17 protein-coding genes are annotated in these 16,263 nt (G+C 55.8%); 10 read left to right on the top strand and 7 right to left on the bottom strand.

Annotated elements, in window-relative coordinates; translation table 11 throughout:
• The 3 genes from GOW09_RS22425 to GOW09_RS20280 form a co-directional block, all read left to right on the top strand.
• Window positions 1-268: hypothetical protein (locus GOW09_RS22425; protein WP_217360295.1), on the top strand; the 268-nt coding region annotated here is incomplete at its 5' end.
• 62 nt (window positions 269-330) lie between these two features.
• A complete protein-coding gene (locus tag GOW09_RS22885) occupies window positions 331-2,979 on the top strand; it encodes an AsmA family protein (protein ID WP_171120380.1) in 2,649 nt (882 codons plus the stop codon).
• A 367-nt stretch (window positions 2,980-3,346) separates the two neighbouring features.
• Window positions 3,347-3,946: a carboxymuconolactone decarboxylase family protein gene (locus tag GOW09_RS20280; RefSeq protein ID WP_254430130.1), complete on the top strand. Its 600-nt coding sequence runs from the start codon at window positions 3,347-3,349 to the stop codon at window positions 3,944-3,946.
• Between the two features lie 127 nt (window positions 3,947-4,073).
• Here the strand turns inward: GOW09_RS20280 and GOW09_RS20275 are convergent, their stop codons facing one another.
• From GOW09_RS20275 to GOW09_RS20265, 3 genes are all read right to left on the bottom strand, one after another.
• The gene (locus GOW09_RS20275; protein ID WP_152456994.1) at window positions 4,074-4,388 is read right to left on the bottom strand and encodes a DUF1244 domain-containing protein; all 315 of its coding nucleotides are present in this window, start codon (window positions 4,386-4,388) and stop codon (window positions 4,074-4,076) included.
• Window positions 4,389-4,475: 87 nt separating this feature from the next.
• Window positions 4,476-4,715, bottom strand: a complete 240-nt coding sequence (locus GOW09_RS20270; protein ID WP_152456995.1) for a DUF6868 family protein — start codon at window positions 4,713-4,715, stop codon at window positions 4,476-4,478.
• Between the two features lie 87 nt (window positions 4,716-4,802).
• Window positions 4,803-5,540 (bottom strand): N-formylglutamate amidohydrolase, encoded by a 738-nt coding sequence (locus GOW09_RS20265; protein WP_171120379.1) that lies wholly within the window; start codon window positions 5,538-5,540, stop codon window positions 4,803-4,805.
• Window positions 5,541-5,682: 142 nt separating this feature from the next.
• On the opposite strand from GOW09_RS20265, the gene pyk reads away from it, so the two are divergent.
• On the top strand, window positions 5,683-7,128 hold the full coding sequence (gene pyk / locus GOW09_RS20260; RefSeq protein ID WP_152456997.1) for a pyruvate kinase: 1,446 nt from the start codon (window positions 5,683-5,685) through the stop codon (window positions 7,126-7,128).
• Between the two features lie 12 nt (window positions 7,129-7,140).
• Here the strand turns inward: pyk and GOW09_RS20255 are convergent, their stop codons facing one another.
• The gene (locus GOW09_RS20255; RefSeq protein WP_174829475.1) at window positions 7,141-7,602 is read right to left on the bottom strand and encodes an Lrp/AsnC family transcriptional regulator; all 462 of its coding nucleotides are present in this window, start codon (window positions 7,600-7,602) and stop codon (window positions 7,141-7,143) included.
• Between the two features lie 198 nt (window positions 7,603-7,800).
• Here GOW09_RS20255 and GOW09_RS20250 point away from each other — a divergent pair, with 198 nt between their 5' ends.
• The 5 genes from GOW09_RS20250 to GOW09_RS20230 all read left to right on the top strand — a co-directional run bounded on the left by GOW09_RS20250 (window position 7,801) and on the right by GOW09_RS20230 (window position 11,867).
• On the top strand, window positions 7,801-8,238 hold the full coding sequence (locus GOW09_RS20250; protein ID WP_170344758.1) for a universal stress protein: 438 nt from the start codon (window positions 7,801-7,803) through the stop codon (window positions 8,236-8,238).
• A 13-nt stretch (window positions 8,239-8,251) separates the two neighbouring features.
• Complete coding sequence (locus GOW09_RS20245; RefSeq protein WP_171120377.1) at window positions 8,252-9,802, top strand: sodium:alanine symporter family protein; 1,551 nt, start codon at window positions 8,252-8,254, stop codon at window positions 9,800-9,802.
• Between the two features lie 182 nt (window positions 9,803-9,984).
• Window positions 9,985-10,185, top strand: coding sequence for a 50S ribosomal protein L35 (gene rpmI, locus GOW09_RS20240; RefSeq protein WP_010443552.1), 201 nt, complete (start codon window positions 9,985-9,987; stop codon window positions 10,183-10,185).
• A gap of 14 nt (window positions 10,186-10,199) precedes the next feature.
• Window positions 10,200-10,565: a 50S ribosomal protein L20 gene (gene rplT / locus GOW09_RS20235; protein WP_152457001.1), complete on the top strand. Its 366-nt coding sequence runs from the start codon at window positions 10,200-10,202 to the stop codon at window positions 10,563-10,565.
• Between the two features lie 126 nt (window positions 10,566-10,691).
• Window positions 10,692-11,867: a peptidase S41 gene (locus tag GOW09_RS20230; RefSeq protein ID WP_171120375.1), complete on the top strand. Its 1,176-nt coding sequence runs from the start codon at window positions 10,692-10,694 to the stop codon at window positions 11,865-11,867.
• A gap of 90 nt (window positions 11,868-11,957) precedes the next feature.
• On the opposite strand, the gene GOW09_RS20225 is transcribed toward GOW09_RS20230, so the two are convergent.
• Complete coding sequence (locus GOW09_RS20225) at window positions 11,958-13,349, bottom strand: aspartate aminotransferase family protein (RefSeq protein ID WP_171120373.1); 1,392 nt, start codon at window positions 13,347-13,349, stop codon at window positions 11,958-11,960.
• Window positions 13,350-13,570: 221 nt separating this feature from the next.
• On the opposite strand from GOW09_RS20225, the gene GOW09_RS20220 reads away from it, so the two are divergent.
• Window positions 13,571-15,199, top strand: coding sequence for an acyl-CoA synthetase (locus tag GOW09_RS20220; protein WP_171120371.1), 1,629 nt, complete (start codon window positions 13,571-13,573; stop codon window positions 15,197-15,199).
• Here GOW09_RS20220 and GOW09_RS20215 read toward each other — a convergent pair.
• Together GOW09_RS20215 and maiA are read right to left on the bottom strand one after the other, a co-directional pair.
• The gene (locus GOW09_RS20215) at window positions 15,178-15,531 is read right to left on the bottom strand and encodes a DOPA 4,5-dioxygenase family protein (protein WP_171120369.1); all 354 of its coding nucleotides are present in this window, start codon (window positions 15,529-15,531) and stop codon (window positions 15,178-15,180) included. The two genes, GOW09_RS20220 and GOW09_RS20215, sit on opposite strands and share 22 nt — an antisense overlap.
• Before the next feature lie 86 nt (window positions 15,532-15,617).
• Window positions 15,618-16,256, bottom strand: a complete 639-nt coding sequence (gene maiA, locus GOW09_RS20210; RefSeq protein ID WP_171120367.1) for a maleylacetoacetate isomerase — start codon at window positions 16,254-16,256, stop codon at window positions 15,618-15,620.
• Between the last annotated feature and the right edge of the window lie 7 nt (window positions 16,257-16,263).

Raw genomic sequence — 16,263 nt, 5'->3', positions numbered from 1 at the left:
CCCTTGCCCCATCAGAACTTCAACCTGCCGTAACTTCGAGACAATCTCTTCGGGCCTCGGTCGCTTGTTTGCCATTCTCAGTCCTCCGTTTCCTAAACATAACGGTGGACCCGTTCAGTTGAGGAGGCTCAAACGCTCGCCGCATGAACACCGATTGAAATATCGAGAAGACATCGCAACAAAAAATTGCTCACTCAGCCAACGTCGTTATCGCTTTAGTGCACCTAAATCCATCATCTCAATGGATTACAGGCCGATGATGCACTAACAATCAACTTGGACCAGTCTGATGAGGATGCTCAGGATGACTTGGAGCCGTGGGAGAGAAGCGTGAGATACGTTGTCAAAGGTGTTTTCATTTGTTGCGCTGTTGCGCTTGTTTTTGTCTTTGCGGCCTGGCTATTCCTGTCCTCCGCGTTGTTTTCTTCTGTCAGGGCCACTTTTGTTGAGAACCTGATCAGTAAGAAACTTGGTCAGGACGTCAGAATAGAAGATGAAGTGCGTCTCGGTCTGGGTCGGCAGTTGCAGATATCAGCGGCGGGGTTGGTACTACCCGGGGCGCCGGAAGCAGATGCGACGCTGGCGGCAATCGACAAAATTGAATTCGAGGTTTCCGCGCGTGACCTCTGGAACAATAAGCTTTCTCTAAGTGGCCTTTCTATCTCGGGTTTTCACCTGAACCTGATCACTGACAAGGATGGCGTTGGAAATTGGCACTCTGTTTCTCAACCGAATGCAGCAGCTTCGCAAACCGCAAAACCTCCTATGCTACCGGTCGCCGGAATTCTGTCGGACCGCACAGTTGACCTGACCGACATCACCATTTTTTATCAGAATGAATTGAATGGGATTGAACTGAATCTGCAGCTTCCTGAACTGCTTTTGAAGCGTGACGATCAAACCAACACGGCCTCTGCGGCTGGGGAAGGTTCGCTGAACGGCGAGAGGTTTGAGCTCAGCGGAACGTTTCCAGCGGAAGACCCGTTTCGGATAACAGCGGTTTTTGAACAAGTCTCTATTCTTGCCGAAGAAGTCCCTCAGGAAGCCGGGCTTGAGGTGAGGACGACTATAGAGATTGTGGAACTTGGTCAGCTTCTCGACATCCTGAAACTTGATCGAGTATTGGAAGGCTCTGGGCGTATTGGCGCAACGTTCCATACGGCGAATGGCACTTCCCGCATCGATGATCTGGCCGTGCTGGCGGAGTTGGATGGTGGTCAAAGCCTCTCGCTGAACGGGCAAATCGGGGAATTGGGAAACCCCGAAGATGTATCGCTGACAACACGTATTCGGTTGTACCCGGAAAATGCTGAACCAGCCCCCGCCGCATCACGATATGATCTTAAACTTGTTGCGGTTGATATGGTAATGGACAGTGTTCCTGGGCAGGTTCCTCAGCGACAAATGGTTATCAAAACCAACGGGTTCACATTGGACACCTCGGGCGAAGGCCCGCCTCCAATCAAGTTTTCCGAGCTATCCAGAACACCCGAAGGCGCCTTGCGTGTTGGAAGCATCAACCTGAGAATTGGGAACCCCGCTGATCCGTTTGTCATTTTGAACGGCTCGGTCGATGATGCGCTGAGGTTGCAAGGCATATCAGCTGAAGGTCTGATGGATATTCCGGCAAGCAGTCTGATCTCTCCAGAGTTGTTGGGGCCGGACGACCAGCTTGGCAGGTTTTCCGGCAACTTTCATTTGAACGGCGGCATAAATCAGCTGACTTTAACGAATCTGGATGGCCGGACAAGCGAAACGGAAGTCTGGAATCTCGAGGTGCATGGCAAGGTCAAGAACGTGCTCAAATTCGAGGATCTGGATCTGGCAATTGATGTCGATGTTCCATCCGGGGCGGATCTGTTGGAGGCGCTGTCACTTGAACGTGTCGAAACCGGTCCTGCGCGGTTTGAAATCGGGCTTGTCAGCCAGGGCACTGATTGGAACGCAAATGCTGCTGTCGAGGTAGCCGACTCTGCCCTGCAAATCGTGGCCGATCTTGATGATGCAACAAGTGACCCTGTATTGCGGGGTACTATTGAAAGTGAGCTGATCAAGGTAGATCAGATCCGTACCATCATTCAGGCCGTCGCACAGTTGAGGAAGTTAGGCGGTTCAGAGGCGGACGAGGAAGATGCCGATCAAGAAGACAGTGCCACCGGTCCGCTGAGAGATGTGACGCTTGAACCTATCGGCCGTTCAATTCTCTTGTCCGGTATGGATATGGATGTTGATATTGATCTTCGGCATATCGAAGGCGCCAGAGGCATAAGCAGTTTGCAGAGTGATCTGACCCTCAACGAAGAAGAGCTTAAGGCCGGGCCGTTGAAGTTTGAATACGGAGGCGCCCATTTCGACGTCAGCGGGCAAATGGATCTGTCGAATGACGCGCATCTGCTTACTTTGACCGGCAAGGCGGGCGGCTGGCAGCTGGATGACATCCTCCACAATCTGAACTTCAAAAAGGGCGCCAGCGGTACGATCTATGCTGATTTTTCGGTGACCGGCGGAACTGATTCACCAAAACACTTTGCCAACACCATGAATGGCAGCGCCACAGTTTCAATGCGGGATGGCTCTATCGAAACGCAGCTTCTGGATTTGGCGGGGCTTGGGGTTTTGCCTTGGGTATTTACAAAAGAAAAACAAAAGGTTGCACCAATCGTATGCTTGCGCGCGCCGATCAATATTTCAAATGGAAATTTTTCGACAAAACAAACCACCCTGGAAACAGATCATGTCCAGGTTGTTGTCTTTGGCGATGTTAATGTGGCGGGAAAATCTCTGGATTTGAACCTGCAACCCCGAAAGATTGGCGAACCCCTTTCAAAAAGCCCCTGGCCAGTGACTTTGAAGGGTCCATTGTCCAAGCCGAACGTCAAGGTCAAGGATGGGCCGAAAAGGCTGAAACGATCTGATGGTGCGGAAAAAATGCCGGCCAAAAGAAAACTCTGTGTTCCGGATATTTTGCAGCTCCAATAGTGGGCGAGCGGCTCGGTACCTGACCGAACCCAGAGTTCGTGAAGGATCGTAATGTGACTGCTAAAGATGTCTGTTTTGGGCAAGGAGCGTGGATTGAAGGCCAAACCACGCTAGATGTCCAACGTCTTGTGGGCACCCGGAACCCCCGTGTTTGCGGCAAGGGCTGGATCATCAGTCACAGGCTTCCACAGCTTCCAAAACAGGTCCGGCACTCCGTGCACGCCTAAAACTAGCCAACAGCATACGCACTCTGACACCGTGCAACGCGGCAATTGACTGCAATCTTCGGGGATAACACCAACTACCCCATGCCGCCTTGCGACATGCAAAAGGTTGCTTGTTTGCGAAAGCCCGGAGCCCAGCTAGGATGCAAGATACTGATTTTCGAGAGGTTGAAATGAAAAACCTGTTTCCGTCCATGCCCGAAGACGCGAATCTGGGCCACGTCTATCGCGCTTTCCCGGAGAAACTTGGACCTCTGGCAGAGTACCAAAATCGTGTCATGCGGGGCGACAGTGAACTCAGCATCGCGGAACGAGAGATCATTGCAGCCTATGTCTCCGGATTGAACGCCTGCGCTTTTTGTCATGGCGCGCACACCGTGCATGCCAAGGCTTTCGGCATTGATGTCAGCACCATCGAGGACTTGATGGATGATCTTGAAAGCGCGGATATCGACGACAGTCTAAAACCCATTTTGGCTTATTCCGGGAAATTAACAACCAGCCCCTCCCGCATGACTGAAGCCGATGCAAAAGCAGTCTACGATGCCGGCTGGTCCGAGAATGCGCTGTTTGACGCTATACAAGTTTGCGGTTTGTTCAACTTGATGAATCGTATGTTAGAGGGCACCGGAATTACCGAGTATCATTCAGATACTAATTCCGCCGGTGAAGACGTGCTCGACAACCTGCGTAGCAAAAGGTGCTACCTTGATTTTGGCAAGGCAAACGGGCTTTTCGCATGACTTCTGATCTGTCGGTCTGGGCCAGGGGCCTCGTAAAAGCGTATGGCGGGCGTGGCACAACAGCTTGAAACGGTAATCCAAATCAACAGGCCCGCCGGATCGGCGGGCCTTTTTGAGCACTGCGTTGTCAGTCTTTCGTGCCGACGTTTTCTTCGAACGCAACCTTGAAGGCGGCCTGTTTCTCGGGGCTGGCCTCGGTTTGATATTTCGATTTCCATTCATCCATCGTCATGCCGTAGAAAATCTCGCGGGCTTCATCCTTGCCCAGTTCGATTCCCTTTTCGTTTGCCGCTTCCTGATACCAGCGCGACAGGCAGTTGCGACAAAACCCGGCGAGGTTCATCATGTCGATGTTCTGAACGTCCGTGCGGTCTTCCATCAGGTGCTTTTGCAACCGGCGAAATGCGGCAGCCTGAAGTTCAATTTCGGTTTGCTTGTCCATGATCTGGCTCCGGATGGCGATTGAGTTGCTTCTGACCTAACAATCCAGTGGACCCGTTACAAGAAACGGACGTGCCGAAGCGCCTTTTCACATCAGTTTCAATGCCAGCCACGGCACGATGCAGAAAACCAGCGTCAGGATTTTGTAGTTCGCAAGATACCTGAAATAGGCGCGTTTCACATCCGGGCGTTCCATCCGAAACATCCTGCCGTGAATGTCGGCAATCCAATCCTGCAAAAGCAGAACCATCAGGGTGGTAAACAGAAGCACCGCGATATTGAGCACGGCCATCCAACCAAAAAACGTCGTCAAAAACTCTTGTGTCATGATGACTCCCTTTCCCAGTTGATATGGGAAATGAAGGCCGTGCTCACAACAGCGTGATGCGCGGAAAAGCACGCGCAGGACTTGCGGTCAAAGGTCGCTGGCTTCCAATGCATCTTGCAGGATCACCGCCAATCGCTCGGCCCATTCCCTTTGACCCGTATGGTCTGCGATCAAGTCGTTGCGCAGCTCGATCAGTGCGTTGGGGCGTCCGAACGCGGTACAATGTTTGTCAATCGCATCCCCCGGCAGAACTCCGGTATACGGCTGGTTGACGCCAACGCACAGATCATCCTCGGCCTGAAGCCTTTCGATCAGCGGGCCAGAGAACCGCTCGTCCGAGGTATGCAGCACGCCAATGTGCCATGGGCGCGGCTCACGGCCGCGCAGCTGGCGGGTGAAGGAATGCATCGAAACGATCACAGCATGGGGCAGGGCCGCCATTTGTGCCAGTGCCTCGTGGTAGGGGCGGTAGCACATATTCAGACGACGTTCGCGCTCGTCATCATCTGCATGGCGATTTCCGGGTATAATTGACCCGTCATAGAGCTTCATCAACAGCGTGGGATCGTCCTCACCCCGGTTCGGATCGATGACCAGCCGCGAGAAGTTGGCGGCAATCACAGGCGCGTTCAGGATCTCGCCCAAGTGTTTCGACACCTCATACGCACCGACGTCATAGGCGATATGGCGTTCCATATCCTCGCGCGGCAGACCGAGGTCGCCGCCATTTACGTCTGGGGGAACAGTGTTGGTTGCATGGTCGCATGTAATCAGCCAGCGAGACGGGCGGTCCGCACCGTGGACGAAAAATGGAGTGTATGTCATGAGCCTGTCATCTTGTTTGCCGCTGGTGTAGGGCAGTTGCTTTGAAAAGGGAATTGCGCAATAAGCATCGAGATGATGTTTGCGGTAACATTTCGCGGAAGCTGATCTGCAAACTTGAGATGACGTAAGGAGGTCTATGCCAATGCGACGCCTGAGAAATGTGAAAATCGTGGCGACGCTGGGGCCAGCGTCAAATGACTATGACACGATTCGTGCCCTGCACGAGGCTGGCGCGGATGTCTTTCGTCTGAACATGAGCCATGGCAGCCATGATGAGATCCGCGAACGGCACAAGATCATTCGGCAGGTGGAAAAGGATCTGGACAGCCCGATTGCCATTCTGGCCGACCTTCAGGGCCCCAAGCTGCGCGTTGGTGTCTTTGCCAACGAGGCCGAGGAGCTGGAAGAAGGCGCGTCCTTCCGGCTCGACCTCGACCCTGCTGCGGGCGACATCAACCGGGTCTGCCTGCCGCATCCCGAGATTTTCGCGGCGCTTGAGCCGGGCGCGCGCCTGCTGGTAAATGACGGCAAGATCCGACTGATCGTTCAGGACTGCGGGCAGGATTTTGCAAATTGCACGGTCGAGGTGGGTGGCACGATCTCGAACCGCAAGGGCGTCAACGTTCCTGATGTGGTGCTGCCGCTGGCGGCTTTGTCGGCCAAGGACCGAGAGGATCTGGAGTTTGTCTGCCAACTGGGTGTCGACTGGTTGGCGCTGAGCTTCGTGCAGCGCGCCAAGGACGTTTTCGAGGCTCGCGCGCTTGCGGATGGCCGTGCTGCGATCCTGTCCAAGATTGAAAAACCTGCCGCAGTTGAGGCGTTTGACGACATCCTTGACGCGTCGGACGGGATCATGGTGGCACGCGGCGATCTGGGTGTGGAACTGCCTGTTTCTGCCGTGCCTCCGATCCAGAAACGACTGGTCCGTAAATGCCGTGGGGCAGCCAAGCCCGTCATCGTCGCCACACAGATGCTGGAAAGCATGATCGAAAGCCCGATGCCGACCCGTGCCGAAGTGTCGGACGTTGCGACGGCGATCTACGAAGGCACTGATGCCATCATGCTCAGCGCGGAATCGGCAGCCGGTGCCTATCCGATCGAAGCGGTGCAGACGATGAACAAGGTTGCCATCGAAGTCGAAGCCGACCCGACATATACGCAGATCATCGCGGCGTCGCGTACCGCCAAGGGAACCACCGTTGCGGACGGGATTGTTGCCGCCGCGCGTGAAATAGCCGAGAAAACCGATATCAAGGCGATCTGCTGCTTTACGCAAAGTGGCACGACAGCCGCATTGACCGCGCGCGAACGTCCCGGTGTTCCGATTATCGCGATGACGTCGCTGATGGGAACGGCGCGCAGACTCTGCCTGAGCTGGGGGTGCAATTGCGTCATGACGCCCGAGCTCGAGCGGTTCAAAAGCGCGGTTGTAAACGCAGCGCGCGCCGCAAGGGCAGGGGGCTTTGCAACTGAAACCGACCAGATCGTTGTCACCGCCGGGGTGCCGTTCAACGTACCGGGTACCACCAACATTCTGCGCGTGGCGCCCTGTGACGAGCGACTGATCTACAGCACGGATCCCGAATAACCGGAACGGGTATCAAGGCCCGGACACCCGTTGGCCAACCGGCTCTTTCACGGCCTCCATGACCGTGAATGAGCTGGTTTGGTGAATCCCGGGCAGCTTGTTGATTTTCTCACCCAGTATCATCCGGAAATGCGCGATATCGCGGGTGCGGACAGTCAGCAGGTAATCGAACGACCCCGCCACCATCAGGCAGCTTTCGATTTCCGGCACATCGCGTACGGCCTCGTTGAATTTATCCAGGGATTGCTCGGCCGTTGCGGTCAGCGACACCTGTACGACGGTCAGAAGGGCCAGCCCCATTCTCTCTTTGTCGACGATGGCGCTGTAGCCCTTGATATAGCCGTTCTTTTCCAGCCGTTTCACGCGTTCCGAACAGGGCGTATTCGTAAGGTTTACGCGCGCCGCAAGCTCAACTATTGAGAGCCGGCCATTGGCCTCAAGCTCGTGCAGGATGCGCTGATCGATATTGTCCAATTCTCTACTAATCAGTAAATCTTCCTGTTTTTTTAGTGCAGAACGATAATTTACACTGAGTATAGGCCAAAAAAATCCCCAATTCCTAGTGAAAATTCCTGATACTTACCAAAGGGCGGTCTTATTGAAAGTTCCAAGTTCCGGCTGCCCTGCCGGGGGCACGGGCCCCGGCCAAATGAAAAAAAATGGAGGAACGACATGACAACAAAGATTGTCATAGGACTCGACGGGACAGAGACCGGTGAGCGCGTGATTGCCTTTGCCAAGGATTTGGCAAGGTTGATCGGCTCGTGTGAACTGGTGGTCGCTTATGTGATCGAATGGTCCCCTTACACCTTTCAGACACCGGAAGAAAACGCACAGCGTCACAAGCGAAGGGAAGAAGAGGTTGATCTGGCAACGTCGCGTATCGTGACACCTGCCGTTGAGGCCCTCAGAGAGGCTGGTTTCGAAGCGCAGGGTGTTGTTCGTCATGGCGACGTGGCGGAGACCTTGAACGCCATTACAATGGAAATGGGCGGCTCGCAGATCGTTGTCGGCCGGTCTTCGGCAGACGGGATCAAGAAACGTATCTTCGGCAGTTCGACGCAAAACCTTGTGATGCATGCCGACGTTCCGGTCACGGTTGTGAACTGAAGGGAGGGACAAAATGAGAATGCTTAAACACCTCGGCGCCTCAACGGCCGCCGCCATTGTCGCCAGCCCTGCCTTTGCGCAAGAAGCTCCGGGGCTTGATGAAAAAATCAACCAGACTTTCGCTAATCTGACCGGTCCATTCGTCAGCTTCATCTTCGCGCCATTCCCCGGGACCAGTTTCCCATGGATCGTGATGTGGCTGGTGATCGCTGCGACGGTTTTCACGCTGTATTTTGCTTTTGTGCAGATGCGGTTTTTTGGCCACGCAATCAGTCTTGTCAAAGGTGACTATTCCGACCCCAATGATGCGGGCGAGGTCAGCCATTTTCAGGCTCTGGCCACAGCGCTTTCCGGTACAGTCGGTCTGGGCAATATCGCGGGTGTTGCTGTTGCCGTCGGCATCGGCGGACCGGGTGCAACCTTCTGGATGATCCTGGCGGGTCTTCTGGGGATGGCGTCGAAATTCACCGAATGTACGCTGGGCGTGAAGTACCGCAACGAGTACGAAGACGGCACCGTTTCGGGTGGCCCGATGTACTATATGTCCAAAGGGTTCAACGAACTGGGCTTGCCGGGTGGCAAGATCCTGGCGGTTTTGTTCTCGATCTTCTGTATCCTTGGCGCGCTGGGTGGGGGCAACATGTTCCAGGCCAATCAGGCGCATCAGCAGATCGCGGGAATCGTGGGTGACTATCCGGGCTGGATTACCGGGCTGGTCTTCGCAGCGGTTGTTTTCATGGTCATCGTCGGCGGCCTGAAGTCTATCGCACGGGTGACCGAGAAGGTGGTACCGTTCATGGGCATTCTCTATGTTCTGACCGCTCTGGTCATCATCTTGATGAATGCGGATATGATCGGCTGGGCCTTTGGTCAGATCTTCGCCGGCGCCTTCACCGGTCTGGGTGTTGCGGGCGGCATGGTCGGGGCGTTGATCCAGGGCTTCAAACGTGCGGCGTTTTCGAACGAAGCGGGTGTTGGCTCGGCAGCGATTGCGCACTCGGCTGTTCGGACCAAGGAACCGATCACGGAAGGCTTCGTTTCCTTGCTGGAACCGTTCATCGACACCGTGGTGATCTGCACAATGACCGCTCTGGTCATCATCATCACCCAGCAATTGATCATCGATCCCGAAACCGGCAACTACATGCTGAATGAGGCCGGCACGGCGATTGCCACTGTTGACGGCAACTCGGGTGTCAGCCTGACCTCTGCCGCCTTCGGCAGCGCGTTCGGTTTCTTCCCGTATATCCTGGCGGTTGCGGTGATCCTGTTTGCCTTCTCGACCATGATCAGCTGGTCCTACTATGGCCTCAAAGCCTGGACTTACCTGTTCGGTGAGGGCCACGCCAAGGAGCTGGTGTTCAAGGTCATCTTCTGCATCTTCGTTGTTATCGGCGCGGCGGCCAATCTTGGCCCTGTCATCGACTTCTCGGATGCGGCAATCTTTGCGATGGCGGTCGTGAACGTGTTTGCGCTCTACTTCCTGATGAAGGTGGTGCGTGAAGAACTGGCCAGCTATGCGAGTCGACTGAAGACCGGCGAAATCCGCAAATTCGAACACTAAATCAAACCACCGGGGCGGCCTTTGTCGCCCCGGTGCCTGATCAGCCTGTAAAAAGCGCAGATTCTGGTCCAAACCCCCTTGCCAGTATAGTCGAACTTGCGTAAACGGCGCTTCTGATCGCGTGACCGGCCGAGATGGCATGCCGAGTCGCGTCTGAAACCGAACCCCGAAAGGAGACGGAAATGCCTAAGATGAAGACAAAGTCGAGCGCCAAAAAGCGCTTTAAGGTGACTGCGACCGGTAAGGTCCTTGCTGGCCAGGCCGGCAAACGTCACGGCATGATCAAGCGGACCAAGAAATTCATCCGCGATGCCCGTGGCAACACCACCCTGTCCGCCCCCGACGCCAAGATCGTCAAGGGCTACATGCCCTACGACCGCTAAGAGGAGATTAAGAGATGTCCCGCGTTAAAGGTGGAACCGTAACTCACGCCCGTCACAAGAAGGTTATCAAGGCCGCCAAAGGTTACTATGGCCGCCGCAAGAGCACCTTCAAGGTTGCCCGTCAGGCCGTCGACAAGGCGAACCAGTATGCAACCCGCGACCGTAAAAACCGCAAGCGCAACTTCCGCGCGCTGTGGATCCAGCGTATCAACGCTGCTGTCCGTTCGCATGACGAAGCACTGACATATTCCCGCTTCATCAACGGCCTGAACCTGGCCGGTATCGAGGTGGACCGCAAAGTTCTGGCCGACCTGGCCGTGCACGAACCGGAAGCGTTCGGCGCGATCGTCGCCAAAGCTCAGGCAGCTCTGACCGCCTGATCCTCTTTCGAGAGACAGTGAAAGAAAGGCCGTCCCATTTGGGGCGGCTTTTTTGTTTTCCATAGATTGGGCGTCGGTGTTAAGCACACTCTGGACATCGTCCAGCAGTCGTGCGCACCTTAAACTATGTCGCTGGTACAAGACTTTGAGCAAGTTTTAGAAACTGCCTTGCCACGCGATCCCAGCTTTCGGCGGATCGAACAGACGGCGATAGACAGTTGCATTAGTGATGCCCGAAGATACGCTTCAGAAGGTCTAAAAGAGGCCTTTCTGTTTTCAACAATGCGCCTACTGGCACTTCCCGACAACGGGCACACACGGCTGATTCCGAATGATGCCATCTCGGTGCTCCCGCTGAGATTCGTGAGCATCGGAACTGCCATCCAGTTAGTTGGTACGGCACCAGAAACAACTGCGCCCAGAGGAAAGCTGGTTGCAGTCAACGGCACACCGTTAAGCCAAATCGAAGCCGCCTCACAAACATTTCTGGCAGGAACGCGCCAAAGGAAACGGGTAATCGGATCGACTATACTCGTGTGGCCCTATGCTTTGGCTCGTCTCGGTTTTTCCTCAAAAGACGAAACTACCGAGTATCGCGTGCAAGACGAGAACGGTCAGATATCCGAATTCGAAGTGGAAAACGGCCATACGGTTCCTGCATCAACGCTCTACCCGAGAAACGAGCATGGCCGGGCCGATCCGGCTTGGGCACCCGAGAGACTTGTGGAGACTAAGGGCTGGCGGGGACTTGGGCTTTCGATACTGTTGCCCAGTTTTCTCGATTCAGGAGAAGGTGCGCTGCCGAAAGCCATCTCAGGTGCAGCAGAACAAGTAAGCGTTTGCTCGGAAAATACGCTCTTGATTGACATTCGTGGAAACACCGGTGGCGACTTTCTCAAAACGATGCCCTTGATCGACGCCATCTCTGAAAACGCAAGCAGGCAGGTTGTTGTGCTTGTCGATAAATTCACGTTTTCGGCTGCGATAGTTTTTGTCGCCATCCTCAAACATCGATTGGGACCTAGGCTCAAGCTCGTAGGGGAGGAAATGGGTGACGGGTTGATGTTTTTTGCCGAGGGAGGTTCGCTCGATTTGCCCACCAGCGGGGCGGTCGTTCGATACTCATCGGCTTTTCACGATTGGGAGAACGGAACCAGCGATGAAACCACACCAGCCGAGATCGCGCGGCAACTAGTTCCGGCTGGAACACTGGATTTGGATTGGGAATTGATCACCGAACCTACCGCTGAAGATGCACACGGCGCGTTCTATCAACGAATTCTCAGAAGTCTGAGAAATTAGACGAATGGCAGGAGAGCCCGCGTAGATGCCACGCGAACGCAAAAAAACCGGCGCATTCAGCGCCGGTTTTCGTAAATTCATTGAGGGAATTCACCCGAACACACGCCCCAGCGCGCCATCGACCGCGTCGGTGATCTGGTCGATGTCATCAGCCGTGGCGATCAGGGCGGGCGAGAAGCACAGCGTGTTGTTGCGGCTTGGGATCGAGCGGTTTGTGACACCGATGATCACGCCCTGGTTCATACAGTCGGCCACAACCGCCTGCGCCAGTTTCTCGTCCACAGGCTCTTTGCTGGTACGGTCTGCGACCAGCTCGGCACCCAGGAACAGGCCCTTGCCGCGCACGTCGCCAATGACCTTGTGTTTTTCCATCAGCGCCTGAAGGTTGCCCATCATGCGGTCACCCATGGCCGCGCAATTGCCCAGCAGGTTTTCATCCTCGATGATGCGCATGTTTTCGATTGCAGCAGCCGGACCGGCAGTGCAGCCACCAAAGGTCGAGATGTCGCGGAAATAGCTCATCGGGTCCGAAGCATCATCCTTGAACATGTCAAAGACTTCCTCGGTGGTGACCATGCAGGCAATCGCGGCATAGCCCGAGGCGACGCCCTTGGCCATGGTCACGAAATCCGGCTTGATGCCGTATTGCTGATAACCGAACCATGTGCCGGTGCGGCCCACGCCGCAGACAACTTCGTCGATATGCAGCAGCACGTCGTATTTCTTGCAGATCTCCTGCACGCGCTGCCAGTATCCTTCGGGCGCTTCGATCACGCCGCCACCTGCGGTCACCGGCTCGAGGCACAGTGCGCCAACGGTGTCGGGGCCTTCGCGCAGGATGACCTGTTCGATCTGATCTGCGGCCCATTCGCCAAAGTTCTCTTCGGGGGCACCGTCCAGTTCGTGCTTGCGGTATTCCATGCAGTGGGGCACGCGCACGAAATCTGGCGCAAAGGGGCCGTATTGTGCGGTGCGCTCGTCCTGACCGCCTGCCGACATGGTCGCCAGAGTCGAGCCGTGATAATCGCGGTCACGATACAGGATCTTGGTCTTCTTGCCGCCGTATTTCTTGTGCGCGATCTGGCGCACCATCTTGAACGCCTTCTCGTTCGCCTCGCTCCCTGAGTTGGTGTAATACACGCGGCTCATGCCGGGCATCTTGTCGATCAGTTGCTCGGCAAAGATCGCGCCGGGGATCGAGCCGGCCGAATTGGCGAAATAGCACAGCTTCATCAGCTGGTCGTAAACGGCCTTGCAGATCGATTCGCGGCCATAGCCGACGTTGACAGTCCAGACGCCGCCGGAAACCGCATCCAGATGCTCTTTGCCTTTCTGGTCCCAGACGCGCATGCCCTTGCCTTCAACAATGATGCGGGGGTCATTGGTTTCAAAGGGTTTGTGCTGGATCAGATGATGCCAGATATGGGCGCGGTCGGCTTCGACCACGCGGGAAAGATCGTTTTCGTTGAACGTGCCGTCCATGACAAGTCCTTTCAGTGAGGTGCGGTGCACGGGGTGCGGAAATGGCGTGCCCCGGCATATGTTTAAGATGCTTCAGATCACCGCGAATGGCCGGATCTAAGTAGGGCCAGATCGCACCATCCCGTATTGCCAGTCAATAAGGGTATCGTAATACTACGGATTTGTCAGAGCACCAAGTTTGTGCTCAAGTCGCGCAAACCGAGTGCAGGGAGGATCAGCAGTTGGCAGCGACGAATATCTATGAGCGTCATTTGGACAAATGCCGGGCGAATTACACACCCTTGTCGCCCCTCTCGTTCATTGAGCGCACGGCGCAGGTTTATCCCGATTACCCGTCGGTCGTTTATGGTGAGCGGCGGTATACTTGGGCTGAAACCTATGCCCGGTGCCGCCGGCTGGCGGGGGCCCTGAATGCGCGGGGTATCGGAAAGGGTGATACCGTTTCAATTATCGCCGCAAACATCCCCGAGATGTACGAAGCGCATTTTGGTGTGCCCATGGCGGGTGCCGTTTTGAATGCCATCAACACGCGTCTGGATGCTCCGATAGTCGCTTTCATCCTGAACCACGCCGAAGCCAAGGCCTTGTTGGTTGACCCCGAGTTTTCCGGCGTCGTGAAAGAGGCGCTGGAGCAGGTTGATCATGATATTCTGGTAATCGACATCGAGGATCCCAGCTTTGAAGGCGGTGAAAGGCTTGGCAGCCTGACCTATGACGCCCTGATATCAGAGGGAGACCCCGAATTTGACTGGTCACTGCCCGAGGATGAATGGGATGCGATCACGCTGAACTATACGTCCGGCACAACGGGCAATCCCAAGGGCGTGGTTTATCACCACCGCGGCGCCACGCTGAATGCACAATCGGATTTGCTGGACTGGGATATGCCCAAGCATTCGATCTATCTGTGGACCTTGCCGATGTTTCACTGCAACGGATGGTGCTTCCCCTGGGCCATGGCCGCCAATGCGGGCGTGTCCGTCTGTCTGCGCGCCGTGCGTGCCGAGCCGATCTATGCGGCATTCCGTGATGAGAAGGTCACCCATTTCTGCGGTGCTCCCATCGTTTTGAACATGCTGGCCCACGCGCCGGATGAACTGAAAGACTTTGACCATCAGATCAAGGTTATGACCGCGGGCGCTCCGCCGCCGGCCGCCGTGATCGAAGCGATGGAAGCTATGGGGGTCGAGGTCACGCACGTTTATGGCCTGACCGAGACCTACGGGCCCTCGGTCGTTTGTGCGTGGAAGGATGAATGGAACGACAAGGGACCCGAAGACCGTGCTGCCCTGAAAGTAAGGCAGGGCGTGCGGTATACGGCGTTGTCTGGCCTGATGGTGGCCGATCCCGAAACGATGGAGCCCGTGCCCGCGGATGGCGAGACCATGGGCGAGATCTTTATGCAGGGCAACGTGGTGATGAAAGGGTATCTCAAGAACCCTGATGCCACCGATGGGGCCTTCAAGGGCGGCTGGTTCGCATCCGGCGATTTGGGCGTCATGCACCCGGATGGCTATATCGCGCTCAAAGACCGGTCCAAAGACATCATCATTTCAGGCGGCGAGAACATCTCCTCCGTCGAGGTCGAGGGCATTCTCTACAAACACCCGGCAGTCATGGAAGCCGCGGTTGTGGCCCGGCCAGACGAGAAATGGGGCGAAACCCCCTGTGCCTTTGTCGAACTGAAGCCCGGTACAACCGCGACCGAGGCAGAGCTGATTGCCTTTTGCCGGGACAACATGGCCCATTTCAAAGTGCCCAAGACCGTGGTGTTTGGCACCCTGCCGAAGACTTCAACCGGCAAAGTGCAGAAATTCGTTCTGCGGGATCAGGCGCGGGCGCTGGGCTGAAGCGTGTCAAAGATCGACAGGTCCAGATCCAGCATTTCACCCATCCAAATCGCGCGATCGCGGTGATCGGCCAGATGGTCGCCGGTTTCCGGGTGGGTGAAAACGGTAAGGCCCCGCCGGTTCAGCATCAACCACGGAGTGACCTGATCGAAAGCATCAGCCGCAAAACTCAATTGGCAGCTCCAGCGCGGGTGGGGGCCGACATTGCGGCTATGCATGCGTCCCATCCGGACGGGGAACAGACGGGCGGCCTCTTCGCAGACCTGTTGCGCCGTGTGCTGCGTGTCGGCGTCGTAATAGACATGGGCGTGGTATCCGTTGATCTCGGGCATCAGAACCTCTTTTGCTTTGATGAAACAAAGCTAAGTCCGATTGCGACGGACGCCTAGGCACACCGGCACACAGGACCTGTGCAAGCTTATTGGGGTGCGTGCCTGTCAGGATGCGCCGCAACAAATGCGGGATGATCGGCGCAGGCCTTTTCGACACCCAGCAGACGGGGCATGTCCGACAGGTCGACCTTCCACCGGCGTGCATTGTAGATCTGCGGGATCAGGCAGATGTCGGCGAGGCCGGGCTGTGAACCAACGCAATAGGGGGTTTGTTCAAACTCACCCAACATAGTCTCGAAGGCCTGCAACCCCGGCCGTATGAAGTGCCGCATCCACTCTCCGGGCATGTCGGTCGGGTCTTTGCTGAGGGTGGTCGCATGGCGAGCAACTGAAAGGTTGCAAACAGGGTGAATGTCCACCGCAATCGCATAGGCCAGCGCCTGCACGCGTGCGCGCCCTGCTGCATCGTCGGGCAGAAGGTTCAATTCACGTGTCTTGTCCAGATAGTCGAGAATGGCCAGAGACTGTGTCAGCCGCTGCCCGTCAATATCCAGCACCGGAACCAACCCTTGTGGATTTCGCGCGATATGTGCATCGCCCTTGTGTTCGCCGCCCACCAGGTCGACGACAACCGCGCGATAGTCGATCCCGGCCAGATTCAGGGCGATCCGCACCCGATAGCTGGCCGAGGACCGCCAATAGTCATAAAGGACGGTTTTGCTCACATTCGAA

The organism is Ruegeria sp. HKCCA5463 (genome assembly GCF_013034175.1).
In the GTDB taxonomy this organism is placed as follows: domain Bacteria; phylum Pseudomonadota; class Alphaproteobacteria; order Rhodobacterales; family Rhodobacteraceae; genus Ruegeria.
This window is presented reverse-complemented; position numbering and strand designations above follow the sequence as displayed.